This is a genomic window from Pantoea sp. VS1, from assembly GCF_002207995.1.
Taxonomy (GTDB): Bacteria; Pseudomonadota; Gammaproteobacteria; order Enterobacterales; family Enterobacteriaceae; genus Pantoea; species Pantoea dispersa.
In genome coordinates this window covers 1-16123 of sequence record NZ_NHZE01000049.1, presented here as the reverse complement: position 1 = coordinate 16123, position 16123 = coordinate 1, and the positions used below count along the sequence as shown (strand labels likewise).

Sequence of the window (16123 nt, the reverse complement as noted above, 5' to 3'; positions counted from 1 at the left end):
ATTTCGTCAGAAATCGTAGCCGATTGTGGCGGTCAGCGTCCGCTCCGCGCCGCGATAGCAGTAACCGGTGCCGTAGCAGGCTGCCAGATACTTTTTATCCGTCAGATTGCGGGCATTCAGCTGCAGCCAGGCACCTTTCAGGCTCGACTGCCACGCGCCCAGATCGGCGCGCAGCGAGGCGTCAAACAGGGTCACCGACGGCAAACGGGTGGTGTTTTCGTTATCGGCCCACTGGCGGCCAATATAGCGCACCCCGGCACCCGCGCTCAGGCCGTAATCAAACTGATAATGCCCCCACAGCGACGCCATGCTATTTGGCGTGACGTACGGCGTATGGCCATCGTTGCCGTCCACGGAATCCTTAAAGCGCAGATGGTTGAGCGTATAACCGGCAATGGTGCTGAACCGTTCGGTCAGCTGGCTGCGCGCCTCCAGTTCAATGCCCTGCGCATGCACTTTGCCAGACGGGGTATAGGTGCCGTCCTGCACGTTACGGTTGGCCACATCGTTCTGCGTCAGATCGTACAGGGCCACGCTGTAGAGATCGCGCGTGCCGTTCGGCTGGTATTTCACCCCGGCTTCATACTGTTCTGAGGTGGTCGGTTTCAGCTGATTCCCGTCGGGATCGGTCAGCGAAGCCGGGGTAATCGCCTGGCTCCAGCTCACGTACGGCGACACGCCATTATCAAAGGCGTACAGCAGCGCGGCGCGGCCGCTGACGTGATCGTCCTGACGACGACTATTGCCATTCTCTGACACGATGCGGTCATAGCGACCAGACAAATCCAGATGCCAGCGCTGCCACGCCATCTCATCCTGCAGATAGAGGCCGCTCTGATAGTAGCGGCGCGTCTGCGCTGTCCAGAGGTAATCCGGCTGGCTGCCGATGGCCTCGCCGGTCCAGGCATTCAGCGGTGAGGCAGCGCCGCTGGCGTCGCTCAGATCATTTTTGTAGCGGTGATACTCCGCGCCGAGCGTGACGCGATGCTGCAGCGCACCGCTGGCAAACTCCGCCTGCAGCTGGTTATCGGTCGCCCACGCGCTGAGCGAAGAGCGCTCACCGGAGTAGTAGCGGTTGAGCAGGTCCGGATTGTCGCTGTTCCAGCCAATCTGGTACACCTGGTCGAGCGCCACGCTGGAATGGCTGTAGCTGCCGGTACTGTGCACCGACCATACCTCATCGAAACGGTGCGAGAAGTCGTAGCCGTAAATCTGCTCATGACGTTTGAACTGATCCAGCGCGCTGTCGCCCTCATAAAAGCCGTCGCTCAGCCAGCGGCCATTGTGGCTGTACAGCGTGCCTTCCGCCGGCACCGAGCCGTGATAGCCGCCTGAGGGATCTTTTTCCAGATAAGCACGCAGCAGCAGGCTGGTGTCTTCATCCGGCTGCCACAGCAGCTGGGGTGACAGCGCGTATTTCTCTTCGCGTGTGTGGTCGTACTGGGTATCGCTGTTGCGCGTGATGCCGGTCAGGCGGTACGCCCATTGATCGTTAATTGCGTCGGTGTAATCAAAGGCGGCGCTGTTGCTGGCATTGCTGCCGGTGGCGAAGCGTAAATGGCCCTGTGAAGCAAACTGCGGCCGCTTCGTGACCATGTTCACCAGCCCGCCCGGCACCGTCTGACCATAAAGGGCAGAAGAGGGGCCTTTAATTACGTCGATGCGGTCAAGGAACCAGTTATCCACCTGCAGGATGTTGAAGCTGCCGCCGTCGCTCATCACGCGCAGACCGTCAAGGAAGGTGTTGTCGACGTCACCGCCGTGGAAACCGCGCAGCGAAATGGTGTCGTAACGCGTGGCCGCGCCACCAAAGTTGGTGAAAACCCCCGGGGTATAGCCCAGCGCCTGGTTCAGATCCTGCGCGCCCTGATCGTCAATCTGCTGACGCGTCACCACAGAAATGGACTGCGGCGTGGTGACGAGTGGACGATCGCTTTTCGTGGCGCCGCTGCGGGTGGCGAGATAGCCCGCCGTAGGCGAGGTGGCGCTCTCCTGCGGCTGTGCGGTGACCACCAGAGAGGGTTCGGCTACGCCGAGTGCCGGAAACGCCAGCGCCAGCGCGCACAGCAGTCGGCCACGGTTGAGGGGGAACAGCGCGGTCATAATGATTCCTTTGGCTGAGAACAAAAGCCGCACCACACCAGCGCGGCGGTTAATGATGAGAAAAAGAGTCATTTTAATATTGAGAATTATTATCTTTTAGTAAGGGGTGTTTCAAGATGTAAAAGATAAGTAATGGAAAAGTGTGATGCGCAGGGGGGATGCCGCAGCACCGGGCGTGGTCATCGCCTGGCTGTGGCATCGGGCCTGAGAAGCAGGTGCGCACGGCGGCGCACCTGACTTCAGGGTTATTTCGCCGCGTTTAGCGTCGGCATTGAGGGGATGTCGCGCGTGCTGTTACAGGTTTTATCTTTCGGACAATACTTATCCAGCAGCTTCAGCGTTACGCCGTTGGTCCAGCCAAAACCGTCCTGCAGCGGATACTCGCCGCCGCCACCACCGCCCAGCTGGGCGCCGTCGACCACATACTTCTCAACCAGCTTGTGCTCGCGATCGTAAGTCTGCTGCACATTTTGCAGGAAGCGCTGACCGATCTGCTGTGCCAGCTGGTTCTGCTTGTAGTGCTCCAGACCTTCGACCGCTACCCACTGCAGCGGGGCCCAGCCGTTAGGCGCATCCCACTGCTGGCCGTTGTTTACCGTCGTGGTGACCAGCCCGCCCGGTTTCAGCAGCTGTTTTTCCACGGCGGCAGCGGTGCGTTCCGCCTGTTTGTCGCCCGCCAGCTGCATATACAGCGGGAACAGCGTGGCGGCGGTGAGCTGATTGTGCACCTGCTTTTTCTGGACATCGTAGTCGGCATACCAGCCCTGTTTGTCATCCCACAGGTAACGATTGATCGCAGCCTGGCGCTTCTCTGCATCCACCGCAAACTGCTGCGCTTTGTCATTCTGCTTTGCCAGCTTCGCGGCTTTCGCCAGCGTCTGCTCCAGGTGGAACAGCAGGCTGTTGAGGTCCACCGGGGCCAGCTGGGTGGTGCGAATCGAGGCCAGATTGTGCGCATCGGTGAACCAGCGTGAGCTGAAGTCCCAGCCCGAGGCGGCGCCCGCGCGCAGATCGCGATACACCTGCTGTTTATTGCGCTCAGGCGCTTTTTTCGCGGTGTTGACATCGTCCAGCCAGGATTCGGTGCGCGGCACGTCACGGTCATCCCAGTAGCGATTGAGCAGGGTGCCGTCGCTCAGTTTCACCACGCGCTTGCTCGCCTGGCCGGCAGCCACCTTGTCGCTGTCCGCCATCCAGTAGTCATACTCTTTTTGCAGCTGTGGCAGATACTGGCGGTAGACATCATCTCCCTTGTGGCTGGCCAGCAAATCCACCATCAGGCTGAAGAACGGCGGCTGCGAGCGGCTGAGATAATAGCTGCGGTTACCGTTAGGGATGTGGCCGTACTTGTCCAGCTCGCTGGCGAAGTTGTCCACCATATCCTGCACCCGATCCCAGTGGCCGCTCTCTGCCAGCCCGAGCATGGTGAAGTAGCTGTCCCAGTAATAGACTTCGCGGAAACGCCCGCCCGGCACCACGTACGGTTTCGGCAGTGGCAGCAGCGAATCGTACTGGCTGGCCGTTGGCGTGCTGCGCGTCAGCACCGGCCACAGGCCATTAATGTGCGCGCGCAGGCTCTGGCCGGCGGGCGGCACGTATTTATCCTGCGCTTTGGGCAGGATGAAGTTGGTGTCCACGAAGCGCCTGAGATCGAAATTACGCTGATTTTTCTGCATCTGCCAGTCGGCGAGAATCGACGCCGGGTCATATTTGGGGACCGCATCGGCAAAGGTTTTCTGGTCCGGATAAAATCTGGCCTGCTGCACGGCACTGAATAGTGGGCCGAGTCGCACATCCGGCGGCTGCGGCTGGGCGCTGAGCATGCGGCTGTTATCCTCAGCGTGCACAGCAGACGCGCTCAGCAGCGCCGCGCTGAGCAACAGGGTAAGACGCGCAGGCGTAAACACTACATTTTTTATCATCGGTTTTTCTCCTTGTCCGAAAAGGTGGTGCGCTAACGCATTGACCACCCGAACAACTTTAGACGTTAACGCGCCGCTTAGCCTTTTGCAGCGGCGGAAATGTGAAGCCTTCGCGATTAATCGCCGGAAAATTGCGGTGCCGCGCGGGTTTTTACTTGCCCTGCGCCGCTATTTGACTGAGGCTGAAAGAAAAAAAGGAGAGCAGTATGGAGATCATCTGGTATCACCCGTCACTGAATCCGCAGCCGTGGCTGGACGGCATGCGCCAGCGACTGCCGGCGGTGCGCATCCGCCAGTGGCAGCCGGGCGACAGTGCGCCTGCCGACTACGCCATTGTGCGATCGCCGCCGGTGGAGATGCTGGCGGGACGGGCGCTGCGTGGCGTATTCGCCATGGGGGCCGGCGTGGACGAAATTTTGCGGCAGCTGCGCACGCACCCTGAGATGCTGGCTGATGCGGTGCCGCTCTACCGGCTGGAAGACACCGGCATGGCACGCCAGATGCAGGAGTATGCGAACTGGTGCGTGCTGGGCTGGTTCCGCCGCTTCGCCGACTATCACCAGCAGCAGCGACAGGCGCTATGGCAGCCGCTGCCGGACCGCGAACGTGCTAATTTTACCATTGGCGTGCTGGGGGCCGGCGTGCTCGGCCGCAGCGTACTGGAGAGCCTGCAGCAGTGGGGCTTCCCGCTGCGCTGCTGGAGCCGCTCGCCGAAGCAGATTGCCGGTGTCAGTACCTTTCACGGCCGCGCGCAGCTAACGGAATTTCTTGCCGGCACGCAGATACTGATTGATTTGCTGCCCGCCACGCCGGAAACCAGCAACCTGATCGATGGCGCCTTTCTCAGCGCGCTACCGCGCGGCGCCTGTTTCCTCAACCTCGCGCGCGGTGCGCACGTGGTAGAGGCCGATCTGCTGGCGGCGCTGGAGAGCGGTCAGCTGGCCGCCGCCGCGCTGGACGTATTCCAGGTGGAGCCGCTGCCGGCCGCGAGTCCGCTGTGGTCTCATCCGCGTGTCATGATTACCCCGCATAATGCCGCCACCACCTTGCCGCATGAGGCGATGGACTATATCGCCGGTGCCATCACGGCACTGGAGCAGGGCCAACAGCCGCGCGGTCTGGTCGATCGCCAGCGCGGCTATTAATTCAGCAGAGGAGAAGAGGATGTATCCCGTCGATTTACATATGCACACCGTGGCCAGCACCCATGCGTACAGCACGCTGCACGATTACGTCGCGCAGGCGAAACAGAACGGCCTGAAGCTGTTCGCCATTACCGATCACGGTCCGGACATGGCCGATGCGCCGCACTACTGGCATTTTGTCAATATGCGCATCTGGCCGCGCGTGATTGACGGCGTCGGCGTGCTGCGCGGCATTGAAGCCAACATCAAAAATCAGCAGGGTGAGATTGATTGCAGCGGGCCGATGCTGGATGCGCTGGATCTGATCGTCGCCGGCTTCCATGAGCCGGTCTACGCACCGCGCGACAAGGCTCACCACACTGAAGCGATGATCGCCACCATGGCCAGCGGACTGGTGCACATCATCAGCCATCCGGGCAACCCAAAATTCCCGGTGGATATTCGCGCCATCGCGGAAGCCGCCGCGCACTACGATGTGGCGCTGGAGATCAACAACTCGTCGTTCACCCATTCGCGTCCGGGCAGTGAACCTAACTGCCGCGCGATTGCGGAAGCGGTGCGTGACGCCGGTGGCCGGCTGGCGTTTGGCTCCGATTCGCACACCGCCTTTACCCTCGGTGATTTCGAACACTGCCTGCGTATTACGCGCGAAGTGGATTTTCCGCAGGATCGCGTGTTAAATGTCACGCCGCGTCGCCTGCTCGACTTTCTCGAACAGCGCACCGGCAAACACATTGCGGAATTTGCCGACTTTTAACTTTTTTGCCTCAAGGAATTCTGTTGCATGAATGAGTTTTCCATTCTCTGCCGCGTCATCGGCTCGCTGTTTAATCGCCAGCCGCAGGACCCGCTGCTGGTGCCGCTGTTCACCCTGCTGCGCGAAGGCAAACTGAAAGATCAGTGGCCGCTGGAGCAGGATGAACTGCTGACCCGGCTGCAGCAGAATAGCGATCCGCAGGCGCTGGCGGCGGATTACAACGCGCTGTTCGTCGGCAGCGACTGCAGCGTACCGCCGTACGCCTCACAGTGGCCGAACGGACCGCAGGAAGCCGAGGTGCGGGCGTTTTTAACCTCACGCGGTATGCCACTGAGCGAGTCGCCGGCCGATCACTTTGGCGTGCTGCTGCTGGCGGCCTCCTGGCTGGAAGATCAGTCTGCGGAAGATGAGGCGGCGGCCCAGCTGGCGCTGTTCGATGACTACCTGCTGCCGTGGTGCGGCGCCTTCCTCGGTAAAGTGGAAGCCCACGCCACCACCGCGTTTTATCGCACGCTGGCGGCGCTGAGCCGTGAGGCGATTCAGGCGATGTATGACGAACTGCGTGAAGAGGGTGACGACGCCTGAGTCGTCACCAGCAGGGATGGCTGCTGCCGGGCAGTTGCGCCGGTGCCGCGCACAGCATCGGCGTACCGGGCAGATAAGCCGCGGCGCGCAGGCGCTCGCCAATCCCCCAGCGATTGATCTCCAGCGCGCTCAGCGCATCGTGCGGCTGCGGCGTAATGCCACGCTGTTCGCCTTGTGGCGCTGCGCCGTGCTTCTGAAGCAGCAGCGCGGTACGCGCCAGCGACAAACGCGCCTGCCAGCCGGTGCCGTTAACGCGGCGCTGGCGTAATCCTTCCAGCACCGCGGCCGCCATCATATAGCCGGTGGCGTGATCCAGCGCCTGCACCGGCAGCGGCGTCGGTTTAACGCCTGCCTGCCAGCGCATACCCTGTTCGGCGATGCCACAGGCCATCTGCACCAGGCTGTCAAAACCGCGCCGGTTGCGCCACGGCCCGTGCCAGCCCCAGGCGTTGAGGCTGACATCCACCAGCCCCGGCGCCAGCCGCTGACGGCTCTCCGCATCCAGCCCCAGCTTTTCCAGTGCGTCCGCGCGGTAGCCGTGCACCAGCACATCCGCATGCTGTAGCAGCGTAATCAGCCGATCGCGCCCGGCGCGGGTTTTGATATCCAGCTGCGCGCAGCGTTTGCCGCAGTTGATCTCCTCTTCCAGCGTCGGTTCACGCCAGTCGGGCGGATCGATGCGCAGTACCTGCGCGCCGAGGCTGGCCAGAAAGCGGGTCGCTACCGGTCCGGCAATGATGCGCGTCAGATCCAGCACCCGCACGCCCAGCAGCGGTCGCGCCGGCAGCAGCGCCCAGCCCGGCGTGGGCGCTTCGGCGGTTGCCCGTTGGGCAATCAGCGCTTCTTCGCTTACCGCCAGCCCCTGCGCGTGCTGCTGCCACTGCTGTGCGCTGCGCATCCAGGCGGCACAGCCGCCGGCGTCGACCACGGCCTGCTCCAGCGCATGTCCCTGCCAGCGTGCCACCCCCGCCGCCAGCGATGACCGATCGGCGTGCTCGCCCAGCACGCGTGCCATGGCGGCGCGATGATGCGGTGCGTTGGTGTGCAGGCGGATCCAGCCATCCTCGCACGGATAGTCACCGGCCAGCGCATCCCACTGGGCGCCTGGCGGACGGTTCAGCGGCGTCAGGCTGTGCTGAAACCAGCGCGAGGCCAGCCGGACGTTAACGCTGACCGGGGCCGGGCGCTCCAGCAGATCGCTCAGCGCCTGGCTGGCGAGGCCGATGCTGGTGGCGGCGAGTTCGCTAACGGCAAAAGCCGAGGGAAAGCTGTCGGTCTGAAGAAAGTGGATCGTTGGCGCGTGTTCCGCACCCCGCAATCCCTGCCACAGTTGCTGCCACAATGCGGCAGCGCGTTGAGAATCCATGCTAAACCTCCGGAAAACACGCAAGCTTCAAGCATAGCAGAGTGGATCAGCGGCGGCGCAGGCGCGGAAAGCGGGCATGCATGCGCAGGTTACGCAGGTTAATCACCGCAATCGCCGTCCCCAGCACCACCAGCGACGCACCCAGAATTTTGAAGCTGTTCATGCTGTCGCCCAGCACCAGCACGCCCATCAGTACCGCCAGCACCGGCGTCAGCAGCGAGTAGGGCATGATCAGGTTGACGTTATATTTTTTCAGCAGCGCGTACCACAGCGTGTAGGCGACAATTGACGAGGCGAGGGCGCTGTACAGGATGCCAAACCAGCCGCGCCAGCCGGCGTGGCTCAGCGCGGTAAACTGCTGCGATTCGGTCAGCCACGAGGCCGCGCCGACAATCGGCACCGCAAGGAAGGAGATCCAGCCGGTAAGCGTCAGCGGTTTAATCGGCGGTGACTTTTTCACAATCATATTGCTCACCGCCCAGCCGGTGGCGCTGCACAGCAGAATACACAGCACCCACCACGCCGGAATTGTCGGGCTGCCGGAGAGCACCACCACCCCGGCCAGCGAGATGGCGATACCGCACAGCTGCACCAGCCGCAGTTTCTCTTTCAGCACCACCATCGCCAGCAGCATGGCAATCGGCGTGCCCAGCTGGACCACAATGGCGCCGGTGCCGGCATCGGTATAGCGCATGCCGACAAACAGCAGCGAAAAGTGCATGAAGCCAAAGTTAAACGCCAGCGTCAGCAGCCACGGCAGCTGGGCGCGCGTGATGCGGCAAAACGGCACCAGCACGATAGCCACCACCACAAAGCGCATCCAGGTCAGAAACAGCGGCGGAAGCTCCAGCAATCCCCACTTTATCGCCACGTTATTAAACGCCCAGATGCACACCACCATCAGAACCAGAAAAAAATGCCGCACCGCCACGCTGCTGTCCTTTGTTTTATCGATGTTGTCACCGTCTAATGATGGCACGAAGGCGATCGGTTGGCGCACGTGGGCGACGCTTTTTTTCGTAATGGCATTAACTTATGCCGAAAAATCCAGGACAGGGGGCAAATTTACTGTCAGAGTGGATGTCCGAAACACGATCATTTGAGGACCGTATTCGGCATGACACAGATCCGCACCTTACCCCTTGCTCTGATTCAACTCGAAACGCCGCCGCCGCAGGTGGTGGCAAAAATTGGTGAACAACCACAATGGTTTATTGAAGCCCTGGCGCTACAGCCGGATGATTATGTCATTGTGCGGCCGCATCTCGGGGAAGAGCTGCCGGCTTTCTCTGGCATCAGCGGTGCGATTTTCAGCGGTTCGTGGGCGATGGTGACCGATCACGCCGACTGGAGCGAGCGCACCGCCGCCTGGATTCGTGCGGCCATCGACGCGCAACTGCCGCTGCTCGGCGTTTGCTATGGTCATCAGCTGATGGCCTATGCGCTGGGCGGTAAAGTGGGCGATAACCCCAACGGCTGGGAGCGCGGGCTGAAAACCCTGACGCGCACTCCGCATCGCGATCCGTGGCTGGCACAGTTGCCAGAGGCCTTCCCGGCGTGGTTGTCGCACCGCCAGTCGGTGCTGATACCGCCGCCGCAGGCACAGGTGCTGGCGCGTTCAGCGCTGGATGGTTGTCAGATCCTGCGCTATTCGCCGCAGGCGCTGTCAGTGCAGTTCCATCCGGAGTTCGACCATAACATCATGACCGCCTGTCTGCCTTCCGGCGTTAGCGATGATGGCGCGCAGCTGTCAGGCGAAGACTGGGCGCGCGAGCTGCTGCAGCGTTTCTGGCAGCAAACGCGCCCGCAGGCGCAGGCTCAGGGCGCGTAATGCCGCGTGCAGCGATAAACCCACGCGGGTGGCATATTCTTCAGCACCCGCTGGCGCTGCCAGGTGAAGTAGCGTGACAGGCTGGGCTGGGTCAGCGAGGTGTATTGAAACTGGACAAACACGCCGCGCGGCCCCAGTCCTTCATGCACCGCGCTGAGAATGGCGTCGCGCGTTGCGGGCGGCAGCGACAGCAGCGGCAGGCCGGAAAAAATCACATCGTACTCCCCGGACAGATACTCTGCAGAGCAGGCGCGCACCTGCATGCGCGCATCGTTCCAGCGGCGTAACCCTTTTACCAGCTCGGGACTGATTTCAAACACATCCAGCTGCGCCTGCGGTGCCATATGTGCCAGCAGATGACGGGTCAGCACGCCGTCGCCGGCGCCCAGCTCGGCAATGCGCAGGCTGTGCTCCCAGTTTACCGTTTCACACATGGCGCGACACAGGGCAGCTGAAGAGGGCGTGATGCTGCCCATTTTGCGCGGATTGCGGATAAATTGCTGAACGAAGTTCGCTTTGGCGCGCATTACCATCAGGGCTGAAGCCAGCATCTTGTTCTCCTGTTCACGGGTCTGCTTCATATTGACCGCACAAATCGCACATGTTCCGCTTTTCATCACGCTTATGGCCAAACTCGGAATTATCTGTCTGCGACAGGCGCAGGTTATGGCGTGACGGCAGGGCCGTTTCTTAATGCCCTCTTTTCCTTCGATGCGGTCACAGTTTCCCGCTGAGCGATCTGACAGGCTGGCATTGTTCGCTCAATGTTAATAACAAGTTTAAATGTTGTTAATCGCCACTCTGTCCCGCAAGGAGAAACACCATGCGTTACGCTGCTCCGGGAGAAACCGGTTCTCTCATCCATCTGCAATCGCGTTATGGCAACTTCATCAACGGCGAATTTGTTCCGCCGGTGAACGGTAACTATTTTGTTAACACCACGCCGATCAACGGCTCGACCATCGGCGAATTCCCGCGCTCGGATAAAAAGGATATCGACAACGCCGTCGCCGCCGCACAGGCCGCTGCGGACGCATGGGGCAAAACCTCGCCGCAGGCGCGTTCGCTGCTGCTGCTGAAAATTGCCGACCGGCTGGAAGCCAATCTGGAAGCCATCGCGGTCAATGAAACCTGGGATAACGGTAAGCCGGTGCGTGAAACCCTGGCGGCTGATTTGCCGCTGGCGGTTGACCACTTCCGCTACTTTGCCGGCTGCGTGCGCGCCCAGGAAGGCACCGCGGCAGAGATCGACGAGTTCACCGCCGCCTACCACTTTCATGAGCCGCTTGGGGTTGTCGGACAAATTATCCCGTGGAACTTCCCGCTGCTGATGGCAGCATGGAAACTGGCGCCGGCGCTGGGTGCCGGTAACTGCGTGGTGCTGAAGCCCGCCGAACAGACGCCGCTCTCCATAACCCTGTTGATGGAGCTGATTAAAGACCTGGTGCCGCCGGGCGTGATTAACGTGGTGCACGGCTACGGCAAAGAGGCCGGCGAGGCGCTGGCTTCGCATCCGGGTATTGCCAAGATCGCCTTTACCGGATCGACCGCCACCGGCGGCCACATTCTTGAGCTGGCGGCAAAAAGCCTGATCCCGTCCACCGTCGAGCTGGGTGGCAAGTCGCCCAACATTTTCTTCGAAGACATCATGCAGGCGGAGGAGAGCTTCATCGAAAAAGCGGCCGAAGGCGTGGTGCTGGGCTTCCTTAATCAGGGTGAAGTCTGTACCTGTCCGTCACGCGCGCTGGTGCAGGAGTCGATTTTTGAGCCGTTTATGGCGGCGGTGATGAAGCGCATTCAGACCATTAAGCGTGGCGATCCGCTCGATACCGAGACCATGATCGGCGCGCAGGCGTCGCAGCAGCAGTTCGACAAAATTCTCTCTTACCTGGAGATTGCGCAGCAGGAGGGCGCGCAGGTGCTGCACGGCGGCGGGGTGGAGAAAATCGGTGAAGCGTTTGCCAGCGGTTACTACATTCAGCCGACGCTGCTGAAAGGTGATAACAGCATGCGCGTCTTCCAGGAGGAGATTTTCGGACCGGTGGTCGGCGTGCTGACCTTTAAAGACGAAGCGGAAGCGATTGCCATCGCCAACGATTCGATTTACGGCCTCGGTGCGGGCGTGTGGACGCGCGATATTAACCGTGCTTACCGCGTAGGTCGCGCGATTAAAGCCGGTCGCGTCTGGACCAACTGCTATCACCTCTACCCGGCGCACGCCGCATTTGGCGGCTATAAAAAATCCGGTATTGGCCGTGAAACCCACAAAATGATGCTCGATCACTATCAGCAGACCAAAAATTTGCTGGTCAGCTACAGTACGCAACCTCTCGGCTTTTTCTGATTTAACCGGCAGCGGTGCGCGCCGCTGCCGCCTTCATGGCAACGTCACACAGCCCTGTCACAGTGCTGACAGAAAAAACAGATTATTCCCCCTGTTATTAAGACGCGTCTTGTCGATATTAAGAGACGTGAGTTTATACAGTAACGCACCATTTTTAAGGAGAGAAGATGAACACCCTGTACCACTTTCAGGAGCAGCACGACGAAGTGCTGGATGCGGTCGAAGAGAATATCATTACCGTAAATCTGCCGGGCCGCCAGGCGATCTACGTGATTGGCCAGAACGACGACGATGCCGATCTGTTGCTGGACGTGCAGTTGCGCGGTGTGTGAACGCCGCAGGGTCTGGCAGACAAAAAAAATCCGCAGCTTTTACGCCGCGGATTTTTTTATTGCTGGCCGGCTTATTTCACGCAGGCAGCACACTGGTTGTGGATCTGCTGGAAGAAGTCGTTGCCTTTGTCATCCACCAGGATGAACGCCGGGAAGTTCTCCACTTCAATTTTCCAGATCGCTTCCATGCCCAGTTCGGCATACTCCACGCACTCCAGACTCTTAATGCTTTGCTGCGCCAGCACCGCCGCCGGGCCGCCAATACTGCCCAGATAGAAGCCGCCGTGTTTATGGCAGGCATCCGTGACCTGCTGGCTGCGGTTACCTTTGGCCAGCATCACCATGCTGCCGCCGTTAGCCTGCAGCAGATCGACGTAGGAGTCCATGCGGCCGGCGGTGGTCGGACCGAGTGAACCGGACGCGTAACCTTCCGGCGTTTTCGCCGGGCCCGCATAGTACACCGGGTGATCTTTGATGTACTGCGGCAGACCTTCGCCGTTGTCGATGCGCTCTTTCAGTTTGGCGTGCGCAATATCACGCGCCACGATGATGGTGCCGTTCAGCGACAGACGCGTTGCTACCGGGTAAGCGGAGAGCTGGGCGAGGATCTCGCTCATTGGGCGATTGAGATCGACGCTGACCACTTCGCCTTCACCCTGCTGACGCAGCGCTTCCGGGATATAGCGGCCTGGATTGTCTTCCAGCTTCTCGATCCAGATGCCTTCGCGGTTAATTTTGGCTTTGATGTTACGGTCAGCCGAGCAGGAAACGCCCATGCCCACCGGGCAGGATGCGCCGTGACGCGGCAGACGCACCACGCGGATATCGTGAGCAAAATACTTACCGCCAAACTGCGCGCCGAGGCCGAGTTTCTGCGAGGCTTCCAGCAGTTCCTGTTCCAGTTGCACGTCACGGAACGCCTGACCGTGTTCGTTGCCTTCGGTCGGCAGCGAATCGTAATAGTGGGTTGACGCCAGCTTAACGGTTTTCAGCGTGCTCTCAGCGGAAGTGCCGCCGATGACAAACGCAATGTGGTATGGCGGACAGGCCGCCGTACCGAGCGACATCATTTTATCGATCAGGTAGTTTTTCAGCTTCGCTGGTGTGATCAGCGCTTTGGTTTCCTGATACAGATAGGTTTTGTTAGCAGAACCGCCACCTTTGGCGATGCACAGGAATTTGTATTCGTCGCCGTCAACGCTGTAGAGATCGATCTGCGCCGGCAGGTTGGTGCCGGTGTTGACCTCTTTGTACATATCGAGCGGCGCATTCTGCGAGTAGCGCAGGTTATCTTCGATAAAGGTGTTGTAAACGCCCTGAGACAGCGCGGCTTCATCGCCGCCGCCGGTCCAGACGCGCTGGCCTTTTTTACCCATGATGATGGCGGTACCGGTGTCCTGGCAGGTCGGCAGCACGCCTTTGGCGGCGATTTCCGAGTTGCGCAGGAACTGCAGCGCCACGTATTTGTCGTTCTGGCTGGCTTCATCGTCCGCCAGAATCGACGCCACCTGTTGCTGATGTGAGGCGCGCAGCATAAAAGAGGCATCGTGAAACGCCTGCTGTGCCAGCAGCGTCAGCGCTTTCGGGTCGACTTTCAGGACTTCTTCGCCGTCAAAGTTGGCCACCGAAACATGGTCGCTGCTCAGCAGATAGTACTCGGTATCATCTTTGGCGAGAGGAAAGGGATTCTGGTAGTAGAAGGGTTTGTTCGACATGTTGGCTCACTTAGCTTCGTGTTGCCCGCCAGCATGACGGGCGACAAATTAGGCGATCTGTTATTCGATTTTCTCTCGCCAGTCCGCGGCAAGAGCTGACTGGCGAGTATCATACCACTTTACCGCTATTACGCGGCTGCGTTTTTAACATCAAAGCAACATCATCAGAACATCATCACCATCCACGGGTAGGCAATGACCATCAGCGCCACCAGGAACAGGGCACCAAAGATGGTACCGAGACGCCAGTAGTCTTTGGTTGGCAGGTAGCCGCTACCGTAGTAAATCGGGCTTGGGCCTGTGCCGTACGGGGTGATAATGCCCATCACACCCAGTGAGGTACACATCATCAGGCAGAACACCGGCATGTTGATGCCCGGAATCGAGGCGGCAATGGTCAGCATGGCAGGCAGCAGGGCGGTGGTGTGCGCCGTGGTGCTGGCGAACAGATAGTGCAGCAGGTAGAAGGCGACCAGCAGTACCACCGCGGAAACCTGCGGGTCGTAGCCGTGCAGCAGCAGCGCACCTTCTTTACCCAGCCAGGCGATGAAGCCTACGCGCGCCAGTCCATCAGCCAGCGCGACCAGCGTGGCAAACCAGGCAAAGGTGTTCCAGGCGGCTTTGTTGCTGGTGATGTCGTTCCAGTTCAGCACGCCGGTCCACAGCATCAGCACGATAACCAGCAGGGCGGCCATCGCCGGTTCAATCCACGCAGTGGCGAAGATCCACATCATCAGCGCAGCGACCACGAACACCAGCAGCAGAATTTCATTGCGCGACAGCGGACCCAGTTTCTCCAGCTCGGCTTTGGCCCAGCGTGGCACTTCGTCATTCACTTTCACTTCTGGTGGATAGAGCCAGTAAGCCAGCAGCGGCATGGTGAGAATCAGCAGGATACCCAGCGGCAGGAAGGCGAGGAACCACATGCCCCACGAGATATCAAAGCCAACCACGCTTTTTACCAGCGCCAGCGCCAGCAGGTTAGGGGCCAGCGCGGAGAGGAACATTGAGCTGGTGATACAGGCGGCGGTGATAGCAACCCACATCAGGTAAGAACCAATTTTGCGTGCGCTTGGGTCGTTAGGTTTAGAACCGTACAGCGGCGGCAGGTTGGCAATGATGGGATAGATCGTCCCGCCGCTGCGCGCGGTGTTGGATGGCGTAAACGGTGCCAGCAGCAGGTCGGCAAAGGTGATGGCATAGCCGAGCGTCAGGCTGCGACGGCCGAGATATTTCACCAGAATCAGCGCCAGGCGGCGACCAAACTGGGTTTTATCGTAGCCGGCGGCAAACATAAAGGCGCCGAAAATCAGCCACACGGTGGAGTTGCCGAAGCCGCTCACCGCCCATTTAAACGCCTGTCCGGCCGTTTTGAACTTCGGATCGGCCAGTTCTGCCGGGCTGAACAGCACGTACTGGCTGAACAGCGCGATGATCACCACGCCGGTCAGGCCGATGACCGCGCCCGGCAGCGGTTCGAAGATCAGGCCGACAATCACCCCGACGAAGATGGCGAAGAAGTGCCATGCGTACGGCTCCAGCCCGGCAGGGGTAGGTACCAACAGCAACAGCACGGCAACCACGATCGGCAGGCACAACATGACGAGCCGGTTCTTTTTCCTCGGTGCGGCAGGTGGCGCCTTTAGGGGTTCACTCTGGGTTGTTTGTGTATTCATAGTTTTGGTCTGCAAGTTATGGGAATGCGATTGACGGCCCGGTCGGGTTGATTTTTTTAGTTACGAAACGCTTGTAGCAGATCAACCGGGACGTTTTAAAGTGTCTTTTACATGAATCTTCGTTATTGCAATTTTGCTTCGCGAATTATCAATTGAATGACGCTATGATGCGATTAATTAAAATATCTATTTTGATCTGGATCAATAAATTTATTAGCGGGTTTTTTGTTTTAACGTTTTGCGCCGTAATAAATGAACCAACAGGTGTAAAATATGTGTTAAAAGTGAACGGAACGGCAAAAATACCGCCAGAATCGGGCGAAAGGTGCTTTTTATCTCTTTGATAT

The 16123-nt window shown here is 59.8% G+C and carries 14 protein-coding genes; 6 read left to right on the top strand and 8 right to left on the bottom strand.

All coding sequences use genetic code 11. The features are described 5' to 3' along the window. Window positions 1–6 precede the first annotated feature (6 nt). Window positions 7–2103: a TonB-dependent siderophore receptor gene (locus CBW22_RS20400; protein WP_088517698.1), complete on the bottom strand. Its 2097-nt coding sequence runs from the start codon at window positions 2101–2103 to the stop codon at window positions 7–9. A 245-nt stretch (window positions 2104–2348) separates the two neighbouring features. Further along, window positions 2349–4025, bottom strand: coding sequence for an alpha,alpha-trehalase TreA (gene treA, locus CBW22_RS20395; RefSeq protein ID WP_088517697.1), 1677 nt, complete (start codon window positions 4023–4025; stop codon window positions 2349–2351). Window positions 4026–4231: 206 nt separating this feature from the next. Between treA and ghrA the strand changes: the two genes are divergently transcribed. Genes ghrA through CBW22_RS20380 form a run of 3 tightly spaced genes read left to right on the top strand, consistent with a single transcriptional unit; the run spans window position 4232 to window position 6512 of the window. Beyond that, the gene (ghrA, locus tag CBW22_RS20390; RefSeq protein WP_088517696.1) at window positions 4232–5170 is read left to right on the top strand and encodes a glyoxylate/hydroxypyruvate reductase GhrA; all 939 of its coding nucleotides are present in this window, start codon (window positions 4232–4234) and stop codon (window positions 5168–5170) included. A gap of 19 nt (window positions 5171–5189) precedes the next feature. Next, window positions 5190–5927: a phosphatase gene (locus tag CBW22_RS20385; RefSeq protein ID WP_021506351.1), complete on the top strand. Its 738-nt coding sequence runs from the start codon at window positions 5190–5192 to the stop codon at window positions 5925–5927. Between the two features lie 27 nt (window positions 5928–5954). Then, the gene (locus CBW22_RS20380; protein ID WP_021506350.1) at window positions 5955–6512 is read left to right on the top strand and encodes a TorD/DmsD family molecular chaperone; all 558 of its coding nucleotides are present in this window, start codon (window positions 5955–5957) and stop codon (window positions 6510–6512) included. A 4-nt stretch (window positions 6513–6516) separates the two neighbouring features. On the opposite strand, the gene CBW22_RS20375 is transcribed toward CBW22_RS20380, so the two are convergent. Then, window positions 6517–7878 carry a CoA transferase gene (locus CBW22_RS20375; RefSeq protein WP_088517695.1) on the bottom strand — a complete coding sequence of 454 codons (1362 nt, stop codon included), beginning with the start codon at window positions 7876–7878 and terminating at the stop codon, window positions 6517–6519. A gap of 46 nt (window positions 7879–7924) precedes the next feature. Then, window positions 7925–8809 (bottom strand): DMT family transporter, encoded by an 885-nt coding sequence (locus tag CBW22_RS20370; RefSeq protein WP_088517714.1) that lies wholly within the window; start codon window positions 8807–8809, stop codon window positions 7925–7927. A gap of 186 nt (window positions 8810–8995) precedes the next feature. Here CBW22_RS20370 and CBW22_RS20365 point away from each other — a divergent pair, with 186 nt between their 5' ends. Then, complete coding sequence (locus tag CBW22_RS20365; protein ID WP_088517694.1) at window positions 8996–9709, top strand: glutamine amidotransferase; 714 nt, start codon at window positions 8996–8998, stop codon at window positions 9707–9709. Here CBW22_RS20365 and CBW22_RS20360 read toward each other — a convergent pair. Continuing rightward, a complete protein-coding gene (locus CBW22_RS20360) occupies window positions 9697–10260 on the bottom strand; it encodes a class I SAM-dependent methyltransferase (RefSeq protein WP_021506346.1) in 564 nt (187 codons plus the stop codon). The genes CBW22_RS20365 and CBW22_RS20360 overlap by 13 nt on opposite strands. Before the next feature lie 272 nt (window positions 10261–10532). On the opposite strand from CBW22_RS20360, the gene exaC reads away from it, so the two are divergent. Next, window positions 10533–12053 (top strand): acetaldehyde dehydrogenase ExaC, encoded by a 1521-nt coding sequence (exaC, locus tag CBW22_RS20355; RefSeq protein WP_088517693.1) that lies wholly within the window; start codon window positions 10533–10535, stop codon window positions 12051–12053. 167 nt (window positions 12054–12220) lie between these two features. Next, window positions 12221–12385, top strand: coding sequence for a hypothetical protein (locus CBW22_RS26400; RefSeq protein WP_021506344.1), 165 nt, complete (start codon window positions 12221–12223; stop codon window positions 12383–12385). A gap of 71 nt (window positions 12386–12456) precedes the next feature. Here CBW22_RS26400 and fumA read toward each other — a convergent pair whose 3' ends face one another. The 3 genes from fumA to CBW22_RS26530 form a co-directional block, all read right to left on the bottom strand. Continuing rightward, the gene (gene fumA, locus CBW22_RS20350; protein ID WP_058776502.1) at window positions 12457–14100 is read right to left on the bottom strand and encodes a class I fumarate hydratase FumA; all 1644 of its coding nucleotides are present in this window, start codon (window positions 14098–14100) and stop codon (window positions 12457–12459) included. A gap of 164 nt (window positions 14101–14264) precedes the next feature. Further along, window positions 14265–15776, bottom strand: coding sequence for an anion permease (locus tag CBW22_RS20345; protein ID WP_088517692.1), 1512 nt, complete (start codon window positions 15774–15776; stop codon window positions 14265–14267). A gap of 148 nt (window positions 15777–15924) precedes the next feature. After that, window positions 15925–16123, bottom strand: a 199-nt coding sequence (locus CBW22_RS26530; protein WP_217899533.1) for a hypothetical protein, incomplete at its 5' end; no start/stop codon positions are given.